The organism is Wenyingzhuangia sp. IMCC45574 (assembly GCF_054182685.1).
The window spans coordinates 2256377-2271301 of the sequence record NZ_CM135169.1 but is presented as its reverse complement, the minus strand read 5'-3'; the positions used below and the strand labels follow the sequence as shown (position 1 = coordinate 2271301).

4 protein-coding genes and 1 riboswitch are annotated in these 14925 nt (G+C 35.7%); of the genes, 2 read left to right on the top strand and 2 right to left on the bottom strand.

What is annotated here, in order from left to right; translation table 11 throughout:
• Positions 1-27 precede the first annotated feature (27 nt).
• Complete coding sequence (thiS, locus tag ACXHHC_RS09655; RefSeq protein WP_458226164.1) at positions 28-231, bottom strand: sulfur carrier protein ThiS; 204 nt, start codon at positions 229-231, stop codon at positions 28-30.
• A 115-nt stretch (positions 232-346) separates the two neighbouring features.
• A riboswitch (TPP riboswitch) is annotated at positions 347-500 on the bottom strand.
• A gap of 90 nt (positions 501-590) precedes the next feature.
• On the bottom strand, positions 591-1625 hold the full coding sequence (gene rlmN / locus ACXHHC_RS09650; RefSeq protein WP_458226163.1) for a 23S rRNA (adenine(2503)-C(2))-methyltransferase RlmN: 1035 nt from the start codon (positions 1623-1625) through the stop codon (positions 591-593).
• Between the two features lie 276 nt (positions 1626-1901).
• Between rlmN and ACXHHC_RS09645 the strand changes: the two genes are divergently transcribed.
• On the top strand, positions 1902-7829 hold the full coding sequence (locus tag ACXHHC_RS09645; protein ID WP_458226162.1) for a thrombospondin type 3 repeat-containing protein: 5928 nt from the start codon (positions 1902-1904) through the stop codon (positions 7827-7829).
• Between the two features lie 213 nt (positions 7830-8042).
• Positions 8043-14699, top strand: a complete 6657-nt coding sequence (locus ACXHHC_RS09640; RefSeq protein WP_458226161.1) for a thrombospondin type 3 repeat-containing protein — start codon at positions 8043-8045, stop codon at positions 14697-14699.
• Positions 14700-14925: the final 226 nt, after the last annotated feature.

Sequence of the window (14925 nt, the reverse complement as noted above, 5' to 3'; positions counted from 1 at the left end):
TACTTTGTACTAATGACTCTGGACTATTTATCCTCCCTGCGTAGCTTGTATAATCAATATATCATCACCGTTTAAAACTTCTTGGGTTTCCCAGTTGTTTTTGGTGATTATTTGTTGATTGATGGCGACAGCAATTCCTTTTTCAGGTTGTTCTAGTTGCTGTAATAGTTGCGCTACAGAACTACTGTCTGGAATTTCTTTGGATTGATTGTTTACTTTAATTGTTATCACGTTTGTGTTCAAAAATTGAAAGATTCAATGATTAAAAAATACTTTGATAACCTTTGCAAGAGAGCCTTGCTTGAAATTAGAAATGTATTTGCATTGCTACATTCATAATAAAACGGTCTACGACCGTGCTTTTTCCTACGTAAGTGCTAACTTATTCAGGTTCAAAGGGTAATTCTCAGTCTCTTAATTGAATGTTGTTTATTGTGTATTGTCTAAATAGTCAATTGCAAATAATCAATAGTCAATAGGAAACACCCCTAAAGCTTATCGGTTGCTAAATTATGAAAAAAAAGTTAAGTCAGTGATTTTAGGATGTTTTAGTTCTGTTTAGAACAGATTTAAAGAGTTTGTGTTATTGCTTAACTCTTGTTGGCCAATTGTCCACAGGCAGCATCTATGTCTTTTCCACGAGAGCGACGAACATTTACTACAATTCCGTTTCGTTCTAATGTATTCATGTAAGCATCTGTTGCTTTTGTGCTTGCTTGTTGGTATTCCCCGTCATCAATTGGGTTGTATTCAATTAAGTTCACTTTGCATGGTACATAGGAGCAAAATTTAACAAGTGCATTAATGTCTTCTTGTTTGTCATTAATCCCTTTCCAGATAACATATTCGTAGGTGATTCTGTTGTTGGTTTTTTCGTACCAGTATTCTAAAGCTTCACGTAGGTCTGTTAACGGAAAGTTTTTAGAGAAAGGCATTATTTTGTTTCTGGTTTCTTCAATGGCAGAGTGCAGAGAAACGGCTAAGTTGAATTTTACTTCGTCATCTGCTAATTTTTTTATCATCTTGGGTAATCCAGAAGTAGAAACGGTAATTCTTTTAGGAGACATACCTAAGCCTTCTTCACTTGTAATTTTTTCAATAGATTTTATAACATTGTTGTAGTTCATTAAGGGTTCTCCCATTCCCATATATACAATGTTAGAGAGTTTGTGGTTGTAGTAGTGTAGGCTTTCTTGATTGATTGCCGAAACTTGATCAAAAATTTCGTCGGCATTTAGATTACGCATCCTTTTTAAACGAGCGGTAGCACAAAATTCACAATCTAAACTACAACCTACCTGACTAGAAACACAAGCCGTCGTTCTAGAGTCTGTTGGGATTAAAACAGATTCTACTATGAGGCCATCATGTAGTTTTACAGCGTTTTTAACAGTACCATCATTACTACGTTGCATATTGTCAACTTTAATGTGGTTAATTACAAAGTTTTCTTCGAGCATAGCTCGCGTATCTTTGGAAATGTTTGTCATATCCTCAAACGTATGAGCGGATTTACTCCAGAGCCATTCGTAAACTTGATTTCCCCTAAAAGCTTTATCTCCTTGTGAAACAAAGAATTCTCTAAGTTGGTCTTTGGTTAATGCTCTAATATCTTTTTTGGACATGATTTTAGTGTGTTTTCTAGCTGCAAATTTAGGGAATAATTGGCTGTAGTTTTTTTATGTCATAAATTTTATTTACATTTAACTGTTTCTCAGCTGGATACCCCTTTGGCTTTGAAAAAATTGCTAGATATTAAAAAATTATTTATTGGGATTGTTTTTGTTCTTTGGGAAGGCTAAAGAGCAAATTTTTAGGCTACAGTTGTTTCTGTAGTTTGTCTTCTGGTAGGTTGTTTTTTATTTCAAAAAAAAATTGTGATTCATTAAATTTTACCCCTTATGAAAAAGAAAATTATTCCTAAGCTTTGGCTTGTTGCCTTGTTTGTTTTTTTATCGTTAAAAGGTTATTCGCAAGATAATTGTGCGACTTTTTATGACTTTTTTAATAATGGCGTTACGTCATTTAGTACCAAGTGGACTTCTGATTTGCAAAACTTAACCCCAGCGGGTGTGGTACCTGCTCCAGAGATTGGGTTGAGTGTTTTAGGAGTCGCTACTGCAGATAATAAGACGTTTTACGAATTTTCCAATAATGGAACAGGTGTGTCTCATATGACTGTCTGGGATTTTGATGGAGCTAGCTTTACTACAACAAGTACTTCCAATCCAACAACAATGGGTGTTGGTACTTTAGGTATTGCTACAAATGACGGAGAAGCGTTTTTTGAATTTGTAAATATAGGAGGAAGTGTTGCTTGTAGATTATGGAGGAGAGTTGGAGTGAGCTTTGCTCAGGTAGGGTTTCCTATACCAGCTCCTAGTCTAAATGTTAATATGTTGGGAATGTCTACTCCAAATGGAATTGATTTCTATGAATTCTATGCAAATGGATCTGGAGGGGCGAGTTATAATTTAATTCGTTTTGATGGTGTGAATTTTAACGTTGTTAGTACAGCAAATAGTGCCAGTCCAATGGGAGCTATAGTAAATGGAGTTGCTATGGCTTATGATGACATTGATAATGATGGCATACCAAACTGTGAGGATAATTGTAGGTATGACCAAAACTCAAATCAGGCAGATGTAGATAATGATGGTATAGGAGATGTTTGTGACCCTATAGATGATAGTGCTGTTGTTTGTAATCAGAGTGCTTACCTTTTTCAGGCAAATGATATTTATACGGTAGATCTGGGTTCTGGGGAAACTGTATTGGCAAAACAAGATATTATATCGGGTGATATAAATGCTGTTGGTTTTAACCCTAAAGATGGAAATATATGGGGAAGTATTGGTTCTAAAAAGTTGATTAGAGTTTCGCAAACTTTTGAAAAAGATGAATTTAAGATTGGCGGTCTTCCGGTAAGTGGAAGTTTTGTGGGTGATGTAAATTCCGAAGGGATCTATTATATAAAAAGTGAGTCAAAGATTTACAAGGTAGATTTAAATCCAAGTTCGGATACTTATTTAGATTATTTAGGATCCATAAACCTGTCTCAGAGTTTGGATATACATGACTGGGCTTTTAATGCCAATGATGGGCAATTGTATACTGTGACAAAAGGTGGAAATCATTTGTATAAAATCAATCCAGAAAATGGAGATGTAGAGGATTTAGGTTTGGTGCCAATCTTAGATGGTTATAATGGTGCGTTTGGTGCTGTTTATTTTGATAGTTTGGGAGACTTTTATGTGTCTTTTAATGATAATGGTAGAATTTATAGAGTAAAATCGGTACATCTACTTAGTCCGGGCGATTCTATTATATCTGTATTGTTTGCCAATGGGCCATCTAGTTCTAAAAATGATGGAGCAAGGTGTATGAATGCTGGAATTCCAGTAGTGAATGAGGATGAAGATGATGATGGGATTAGTGATGAGGTTGATAATTGTGCGAATATTGCGAATGCAGATCAAGCGGATAACGATCGTGATGATTTAGGGGATGTTTGTGATGAAGATGATGACAATGATGGTGTAGATGATGATACAGATAATTGTAAGTTGACGGAAAATTCTAGTCAGGTAGATAACGATGAGGATGGAGTGGGAGATGCTTGTGAATTAGATAGTGATAATGATGGTGTTGCAGATGATTTAGATAATTGTTTAAATATTTCTAATCCTAATCAATTGGATGCGGATGAAGATGGTATAGGAGATGTTTGTGATAATGATGCGGACAATGATGGTGTGACAGATGATTTGGATAATTGTGTAAATACAACCAATGCAAATCAATTAGATGCAGATGAAGATGGGTTGGGAGATGCTTGTGATAATGATTCAGATAACGATGGTGTTACTGATGATGTTGATAATTGTATGCATGTTTCCAATGCAGATCAAGCCGATGCAGATAATGATGGTCTAGGTAATGTTTGTGATGAGGATGCGGATAATGACGGAATTTTAAATAGTGTTGAGTCTTGTACTGAATTTGTAGTGCCAGGTTCTGGTGTGTCTTTTGGAGGCTCTTTCTTGTATGATGAGGGTTCTGTTTCTAATGTTGTTGGGGCTAATATTGTTTTGTCTAGTACTAAGGATTATGTTTTAGAGACCGGTGGTCAGGTGGTGCCAACAAATAATATATATATCAATGGTTACGATGAGGAGTCTGGACCTGGTACCGGAAAATTCACCTATGCCAGTCCTCCAAAGTTTGAAGTTAAGCAAGAACTTATTATCAAGGCTTTCTATTTTGATTATTCTCCTGAGTATACTTCATTTGAGTTAGGGCCTGTAATTAAATTTAATACCAGTAAAGGAGTTGTGATAGTTAATAAAATTTTAACAACCGAAGAAAGAACACAGTTGAATGCTAAAAAATGGATACCAATTGAATTTAGGTGTACGCTACCTGCTGGTGAAGTTGAACTGTATTCATTTGAGTTTTTATTAGAATCGATATATGGTGGAGTTACTCCAGATGGTTTTGATAAATTGAAATCAGAAGTGTATGGTATTAGTGTTTTTGAGGTGTATTCGGATATGTTGGAGACAAGTTGTACAAGCGATTTTGATGGGGATGGAGTGCCAGATTATTTGGATTTAGATTCTGACAATGATGGAATTTACGATGCGGATGAGGCAGGTCATAATATTCCAAATGTTAATGGAAGATTGGTGGGAAGTGTTGGTGAAGATGGAATTCCTGATGCGGTGCAGGCTATTGCTGGTGTTGATAGCGGAAATGTGGATTATGAGGTAGCTGATTCGGAAGAGTTCTCAGATACTTATCCTAATTATATAGATCAAGATGCAGATGGAGATGGTTGTTTGGATGTTGTAGAGGCAGGGTTTAGTGATGCAGATGAGAATGGTTATTTAGGTATTGGAAGTTTTGGTGCTGGATTAACTGTTGATGGTAATGGGGTTGTGACAAGTGCTTCAGGATATACGACACCGAATGCAGATTATTTAAATGCGAATGAAAATGTTTGTGCAGATGTGGATAATGATGGTGTGGCTGATGCGGTAGATAATTGTATAAATGATGCAAATGCAGATCAGTTAGATAGTGATAATGATGGAATTGGAGATGCGTGTGATGAGGAGTTGACTTGTGAGAATGCTCCTGTTTGGGAGTATGGTACAACGTATGATGTTGGGGATTATGTGGTTCATTTAGATATATTGTATAAGGCAGTAGCTTCAAGTACTAATGAAGAGCCGGTTGAATCGTTGGTTAAATGGACAGATTTGGGGGCTTGTGAAGATGAGGTTCCAAGCGATGATGATACGGACTCATCAGATAATACGGATATAACAGCGAATGAGTCTTGTATTGCTCAGTATGAAGGTAAGGATGGTGAGAGTAATCATGCAATGTGGTTAAGTAATTATAAAGGTTCAAGAGCAAGGTTCTATTTTGAGAACAATGCAGGTCAGTTGGTTAGGTATTCAGATGGTAGTGCGACTTTGAGAGGTACTTTAATTAACATTAATGATGAAGACGATAAGTGGTCAATTGAGTATAATTTAAAAGATGCGAAAAACTGGAATGAATGGAAAGCCTTAGGAAGATCTTATAAAAATGAACGTAGAAAAGCAGGAGATAATTATCAAGACTGGGCGTATTATATTTTGGATGCTAGTACAAGTAAGTTAGTTGGGCTTGGAGATAATGCAGGGCAGGAAAAACCAGTAAGACATAAGCCAGCGAGTTATTATTATGGATTCCAGATTGGTTTAGCGGCTAATAGTAAGAATGCTAATTATGGTGTTTCAGGATGGTTCGAATATCAAAATGAGAACAATAATTGGGTGCAGGGAGATATCAATTTGGATTTAGCTACTTGTGAAGATTTTGAGGATGAGGACGAAGATAAAATAGATGATGAAGTTGATAATTGTGTTGGTGTTGCGAATCCAGATCAGGCTGATGCGGACAATGATGGAATTGGAGATGCGTGTGATGACGATGCGGATAATGATGGAGTAACAGACGATGTGGATAATTGTATAGATACACCAAATCCAGGTCAAGAGGATTTAGATAAGGACGGAATTGGGGATGTTTGTGATGTTTTAAATGATTTAACGAGTGATTGTATTGATATTACTTGTAAAGAGCAAATGACCTTTGAAAGGTTCTTAGTGAAACATGGTTATGATGATGTAGTGGATGGTGTGGTGAATCCAAGTCCGGCTTTGGCTGCAATCAAACATTTGAATATTTCTAATAGTAGAATTACAGATTTAAATGGAATAGAGCATCTTATAGGATTAGAGGTGTTGGTGGCAGATGCTAACGAGTTTAGGGTGGTTGATTTAAGTCAGAATACTAGTTTAAAACATGTTAGTATGAATTACAACCATTTAGAGGTTTTAGATGTGTCTGGTAATGCTAATTTGGAAGAGTTGTATTTAAAAGGGAACAAACTAACAGGTGTAGATGTATCTTCTAATCCATTACTAAGACGATTAGGGCTTAGTGAGAATCAGATTGATGACTTGGATGTTTCTTTCAATTTATTATTAGAGTTGCTAGAAGTGAAGTCTAATGAGTTGGAAAGCTTAAATCTAGGTCAGAATCCAAATTTAGAATATTTATATGCTGGATTCAATAAAATTGATACGATTGATTTATCAGGAGTATTGTATCTAAAAGAGTTGTATTTAAATCATAATAATATTGGTCATTTGGTAGATTTAGAGTCTCATGAGGCTTTGCAGATTTTGAATATTTGTAACAATCCGTTTGTAAGTACTTTCTCATTTGATTGTTTAATTGAAGGTGAAACTTTAGAGCAATTTGACACTTTGGAAGAGTATATGGTCTTTATGGGCTTAGATTTGGATGGGCTTGTGAATGGTTCTATTGATCCAAGTACGGCTGTAGGCGAGATGAAGTTCTTAGATATTTCCAATAGAGGAATTGTTGATATGACAGGGATAGCGTATTTTATTTCTCTTGAAGAGCTTCATATGGTTGCTAACAAAGTGGAACAGCTTGATGTGTCTAGTAATACTTTGTTGAGGGTGTTGAATGTAAGTGCGAATAAGTTGGCTAGTTTAGATGTGTCAGGTTTGTCTTTACTATGTGAGTTGTATGCAGGAACAAATAGCTTGACAAGTATTGATTTAAGTAATAATGTTGATTTAAAAAGACTGGTTTTAAGGTCTAATAAATTGACGAATCTGGATTTAGCTGTAAATGAGAAATTGGAGTATGTTGAGGTGAAAGCTAATTTATTAGAAGACATAAATTTAAGGTATAAGCAATCGTTGACTCATTTGTATGTGGATAATAATAAGCTAACATCTTTAGATCTTAGTGCGGCTTTAAATCTTATAGTGTTAAGTGCTGAGAATAATTTATTGCTAGGGACTTTAGATCTAGATAAGAATAAGTGTTTGATTATAGTGAATGTTAAAAATAATCAATTAGAACAATTAAAGTTTAAGAATGACTTCAATTCAAGAGTGCCTAATGATAGTTTTAACATATTAGGGAATCCAAATTTATCTTGTGTTAAGGTTGATGACGTTACGTTTAGTACATTGAATTGGACGTGGTATGTAGAGGATTCTAGTGTGTTTACAACATCAGATGATTGTGAAGAGTCTGTAGAGCTAGTTGAGGAAGAGGTGTTAAGAGTTGAAAACAGAGCTGTTGTAGAACCTGAGGATGTGATTAATTTAAAAGTGTTTGATCAGACCGGTAGATTGGTGGCGAATAGAAGTTTATCGGGTGTATATTTTGTAATGATGGTAGATGTAGATGGAGAGTTGAAAATAGCTAAGATTGTAGTACCGGATTAATTAAATAATTGATAATTAAAAGCAGCGCATACTAACATATGCGCTGCTTTTTTTTGTCTTTTTGTTTTTTTTGAAACAATAATGGCGATGTGTAAACATATGTTTATTTACGTGTGTTTTAAGGTGTTGTTTTTTTTATTTTGTTGTTTTTCAGTTTGTTAAATGCTATATTTAGTTGCTTGGGCAGTTTTAACTTAGAAAAATAGGTTTACTATGAGGAAAATTACGATACTTTGTTTTTTGTTGTTAGGAGTAACAATGTCATATTCAAATAATATAAATTCTACTTTTTTAACGGTCTCTAAAGATGTGGTTTATGATTTAGGGGGTGATTGTAGTTATGAAGATTCAACCGATTACAATTTAAATTCAGTGGGTGATTCTACAGGTAATATTGATCTTGGAGGCGTTACTACTTCTGTTAAGATTACTATAAAAAGTTACAAAGATTCAAGTGATGGAGGTACGTTGATATTGAGGAAGGATGGTGGTGAGGTTGCTCGATTAGATATGGATGAGGTTAGTGAGCAGGATAATTCAGAGCATACAGTTACTGTAGTTGATAATTCAGGTTTTGATGCTATTGAGATTGTTTCGGATTTAAATAAAGAATTTAAAATATTAGGTATTGAGGCTGAGGATGTTGATTGTGATGACGACGATGATTTGGAAACGTGTGATGATGCTGAAGAATGGGATGATGATATAGAGTATGAAGTTGGAGATTATGTTGTTTATGATGGTAAGCTATATAGAGCTTTAAAGGATAAAAAAGATAGAAACCCTGAAGATCATGAGGGGAATTATTGGGAGGAGATAGATGATTGTGATGATGATGACGATGATTTAGAAACGTGTGATGATGCTGAAGAATGGGATGATGATATAGAGTATGAAGTTGGAGATTATGTTGTTTATGATGGTAAGTTGTATAGAGCTTTAAAGGATAAAAAAGATAGAAACCCTGAAGATCATGAGGGGAATTATTGGGAGGAGATAGATGATTGTGATGATGACGACGATGATTTGGAAACGTGTGATGATGCTGAGGAATGGGATGATGATATAGAGTATGAAGTTGGAGATTATGTTGTTTATGATGGTAAGTTATATAGAGCTTTAAATGATAAAAAAGATAGAAACCCTGAGGATCATGAGGGGAATTATTGGGAGGAGATAGATGATTGTGATGATGACGACGATGATTTGGAAACATGTGATGATGCTGAAGAATGGGATGATGATGTCGAGTATGAAGTTGGAGATTATGTTGTTTATGATGGTAAGTTATATAGAGCTTTAAAGGATAAAAAAGATAGAAACCCTGAGGATCATGAGGGGAATTATTGGGAGGAGATAGATGATTGTGATGATGACGACGATGATTTGGAAACGTGTGATGATGCTGAAGAATGGGATGATGATGTCGAGTATGAAGTTGGAGATTATGTTGTTTATGATGGTAAGTTGTATAGAGCTTTAAAGGATAAAAAAGATAGAAACCCTGAGGATCATGAGGGGAATTATTGGGAGGAGATAGATGATTGTGATGATGACGACGATGATTTGGAAACGTGTGATGATGCTGAAGAATGGGATGATGATGTCGAGTATGAAGTTGGAGATTATGTTGTTTATGATGGTAAGTTGTATAGAGCTTTAAAGGATAAAAAAGATAGAAACCCTGAAGATCATGAGGGGAATTATTGGGAGGAGATAGATGATTGTGATGATGACGACGATGATTTGGAAACGTGTGATGATGCTGAAGAATGGGATGATGATGTCGAGTATGAAGTTGGAGATTATGTTGTTTATGATGGTAAGTTATATAGAGCTTTAAAGGATAAAAAAGATAGAAACCCTGAAGATCATGAGGGGAATTATTGGGAGGAGATAGATGATTGTGATGATGACGACGATGATTTGGAAACGTGTGATGATGCTGAAGAATGGGATGATGATGTCGAGTATGAAGTTGGAGATTATGTTGTTTATGATGGTAAGTTATATAGAGCTTTAAAGGATAAAAAAGATAGAAACCCTGAAGATCATGAGGGGAATTATTGGGAGGAAATAGATGATTGTGATGATGATGGGCCTGTTGTTTGTAATGATAAAGCTTACTTGTTTCAGGAAAATGATATTTATACGGTTGAGCTAGGTTCGGGAAATTCCGTTTTAGTTAAAGAAAATATTGTTAACGAAGATATTAATGCGGTAGGGTTTAATGTAAAAGACGGAGGTCTTTGGGGGACAATCGGTTCTAAAAAAATTGTTAGAGTTACACAGGATTATCAAGTAAGTACTTATACGATTGGTGGATTGCCTGTTAATGGTTCATATGTAGGAGATATTGATGCTGATGGTGTTTATCACATAAAAAATGGTTCTAAAATTTATAAGATAGATTTAGATCCAAGCTCGGATGATTATCTTGACTATGTAGGTTCTGTGAATCTTTCAGAGGATGTAGATGTTCATGATTGGGCTTTCAATGTTAATGATGGTAATCTCTATACGGTAACAAAAGAAGAGAATCATTTGTACAAAATTAATCCTTCAAATGGAGATGTAGTGGATTTAGGTTTGGTGCCAATTCTTGATGGATTTAACGGTGCTTTTGGAGCTGTTTACTTTGATGCTTCAGGTAATTTTTATGTTTCATTTAATAATAATGGTAAGATATATAGAATTAAAGACGTTCATCAAGTTACTAATGGAGGTGGAATGGAGTCGTTATTGTTTGCGACTGGTCCATCGAGTTCTAAAAATGATGGTGCTAGATGTTTAAATGCTTCAGCTCCTGTTGTTGAAAATGATGCTGATAATGATGGTGTAGCTGATGAATTTGATACAGAATTGACGTGTGATAGTTCGCCAGTGTGGGAGTATGGGGTGGCTTATGAATCCGGAGATTATGTAGTTTTCTTAGATGTGTTATACAAAGCTGTTGCTTCTAGTACAAATAAAGAGCCAATTGAGAGCCTTGATAAATGGGTTTCTGTAGGTTCTTGTCAGGACGAAATTCCGGAAGATGATGATACAGACCTGAATGATAATATAGATATTACTTCTAATGAATCATGTATTGCTCAGTACGAGGGGGTTAACGGGGAGAGTAACCATGCGATGTGGTTGAGTAGTTATAAAGGAGGTAGGGCAAAATTTTATTTTGAGAATAATGCAGGTCAATTAACAAGGTATTCAGATGGTACAGCCACATTACGAGGAGTGTTAATTAATGTTAACGATGTTGATGATAAGTGGTCTATAGAGTATAACTTAAAAGATGCTAAAAATTGGAATGCTTGGAAGGCTTTAGGAAGGTCGTATAAAAATGAACGTAGAAAAGCTGGGGATAATTATCAAGATTGGGCTTATTATATTTTAGATGCTTCTACAAGTAGGTTGGTAGGTTTAGGAAGTAATGATGGTCAAGTTAAGTCAGTAAGACATAAGCCTTCTAGTTATTATTATGGATTCCAAATAGGATTGGCAGCTAATAGTAAGAATGCAAATAATGGAGTTTCAGGGTGGTTTGAATATCAAAATGAAAACAATCAGTGGGTTCAAGGAGATATCAATTTAGATTTGGCGAGTTGTGAAATTTTTGATGATACAGATGGAGATAAGATTCCAGATGATGAGGACAATTGTGTAAATACACCAAACGCAGATCAGGCGGATGCTGATAATGATGATATTGGAGATGCATGTGATGATGATGCCGATAACGATGGTGTTACAGACGATGTTGATAATTGTATAAATACACCAAACGCAGATCAGGCTGATGCTGATAACGATGATATTGGAGATGCATGTGATGATGATGCCGATAACGATGGTGTTACAGACGACGTTGATAATTGTGTAAACACACCAAACGCAGATCAGGCTGATGCTGACAACGACGATATAGGAGATGCATGTGATGATGATGCCGATAACGATGGTGTTACAGACGACGTTGATAATTGTATAAATACACCAAACGCAGATCAGGCTGATGCTGATAACGATGATATTGGAGATGCATGTGATGACGATGCTGATAACGATGGTGTTACTGACGATGTTGATAATTGTGTAAATACACCAAACGCAGATCAGGCTGATGCCGATAACGACGATATAGGAGATGCATGTGATGATGATGCCGATAACGATGGTGTTACAGACGACGTTGATAATTGTGTAAACACACCAAACGCAGATCAGGCTGATGCTGATAACGATGATATTGGAGATGCGTGTGATGCCGATGCCGATAACGATGGTATTACAGACGATGTTGATAATTGTGTAAATACACCAAACGCAGATCAGGCGGATGCTGACAACGACGATATAGGAGATGCATGTGATGATGATGCCGATAACGATGGTGTTACAGACGACGTTGATAATTGTGTAAACACACCAAACGCAGATCAGGCTGATGCTGACAACGACGATATAGGAGATGCATGTGATGATGATGCCGATAACGATGGTGTTACAGACGACGTTGATAATTGTGTGAATACACCAAACGCAGATCAGGCTGATGCTGATAACGATGATATTGGAGATGCATGTGATGCCGATGCTGATAACGATGGTGTTACTGACGATGTTGATAATTGTATAAATACACCAAACGCAGATCAGGCTGATGCTGATAACGATGATATTGGAGATGCATGTGATGACGATGCTGATAACGATGGTGTTACAGACGATGTTGATAATTGTGTAAACACACCAAACGCAGATCAGGCGGATGCTGATAACGATGATATTGGAGATGCATGTGATGATGATGCAGATAACGATGGTATTACAGACGATGTTGATAATTGTGTAAACACACCAAACGCAGATCAGGCGGATGCTGACAATGACGATATAGGAGATGCATGTGATGATGATGCTGATAACGATGGTGTTACAGACGACGTTGATAATTGTATAAACACACCAAATGCAGATCAGGCGGATAACGATAATGATGATCAGGGAGATGTTTGTGATAATGATGATGATAATGATGGGGTAACTGATGATGTTGATAACTGTCAGTTGGTAGCGAACCCAGATCAAGAAGATAGAAATGATAATGGAATTGGAGATGCTTGTGAGTTGGTTAGCGATGAAGACTGTTTTGATATTGATTGTAGTGGAAGGTATAGTTTTACGTTTGAGAAGTATTTAGTTCAAAACGGATATGATGATAAAGTGGATGGAGTTATTGTTCCAAGTCCTTCTTTGGCAGCTATTAAAACTTTGGATGTTTCTGGTAAAAATATGGTGGATCTAAAAGGGATAGAGCATTTAACAGGTTTGGAAGTTCTGATTGCTAAAAACAATGAATTGTCGGTGGTAGATTTGACTAAGAATGTGAATTTGAAGCATATCAACTTAGGTTACAATAATTTAATAGGATTAAATGTTAGAGATAATATTTTGCTTGAAGAGCTTTATTTGGGAGGTAATGAATTAGAGAGTTTAGAATTGTATAATAATTTATTGCTAAAGGTTCTTGAATTGAGGTACAATAAGTTCAAGACGTTAGATGTTAGGAATAATAAGAATTTGGAGTATGTGGGTGTTAAGGAGAATGGAAGTTTAGAGAGCTTATTATTGGGAACGAATCCAAGTTTAAAGCAATTGTTTGCAGGATACAATGTGTTAGATAGTGTTGATTTGTCAGGGGTGTTGAATTTGGTAGAATTGTATTTAAATGATAACAATTTAACAGGAACTATCGATTTGGATTTACATCATAAATTAAAATACATCAACTTGTGTAATAACCAGTTGGATAATTATCCTCCAGGAAGTTGTGTAGTTGAGAGAGTGTTGCCAGAGCAGTTTGATACTTTGGAGGAGTATATGGTTTTCTATGGTCTTGATCTAGATGATGTTGCGAATGGGGTTATCAATCCTAGAGCAGATGTGTTTACGACTACTTCATTGGATCTTAGTCTAAGAGGAATCAAAGATATGTCTGGTATTGAGTTGTTTGCTTCTTTGACAGAATTGCAAATGTCGGGAAATAGTGTGACGGAAATTGATTTGTCAAACAATACATTGTTGAGAGTGTTGAATGTGAGTGGGAATAGATTGGATAACCTGAATTTGTCGAATCAAATAGTGTTAGAGGAGTTGTATGCGGCCAATAACTGTATAAGATCTATAGATTTGTCAAGTAACTTGTTGTTAACGCAGTTGGTGTTGAAGGGTAATAAGTTATCAGCTTTAGATTTGACAGCGAATGAGGGCTTAGTCTTGATTGAGGTTCAAGGAAATGTTTTGGAGATTTTAGATTTAGGGTATAAAATGGCCTTAACTCACTTATATGCTGGGTCGAATAAGTTGACGACGGTGGATGTAGGAGCAGCATTGAATTTGATTGTGTTAAGTTTAGAAAATAACTTGTTGCAGGGAACCTTAGATTTGGATAAGAATACATGTTTACTGTTGCTTAACTTAAGTAATAATTTATTGAGCAGGGTTGAGTTTAAGAATGATTACAATGCGCGTGTTCCGAACGATGGATTTAATATTGTTTCAAATCCTAATTTAACATGTGTAAAGGTAGATGAAGTAGTGTTTAGTGTGTTGAATTGGACTTTATTTGTGGAGGATTCAGGTGTGTTTACTTCATCTGAAGATTGTTCTAAGCCAGTTGGCCTAATTGTGGAAGAGCAATTAGTTGTCGTAGGTGGAGAAATAGAGGTTCCTGCAGATGTTGTAGAGATGAAAATTTTTACACAATCAGGAAGGGTTGTGGCTAATATGAATCTGTTAGGTTTATATTACGTAAAGTTGGTTGATGTGAATGGAGAGGTTTCGGTTGATAAAATCGTAGTTATAGATTAGTTTTATTGAGTAATAAATAAAAAAAGATCAAGCTTTGTTGTTTGATCTTTTTTTTTGTTATGATTTATTGTTGTATTGATAGTTGTTAACATATGTTCGAAAGTTTTTACTAGTTTTCTTTGTAAACATATGTTAATGAGTTAGGGTTTAATACTACAATGTTTAATCGTATTTTTGTGGGCTCAGAGAAAACTGAACTAAAACACAAGTTTACTATGATTAAAAT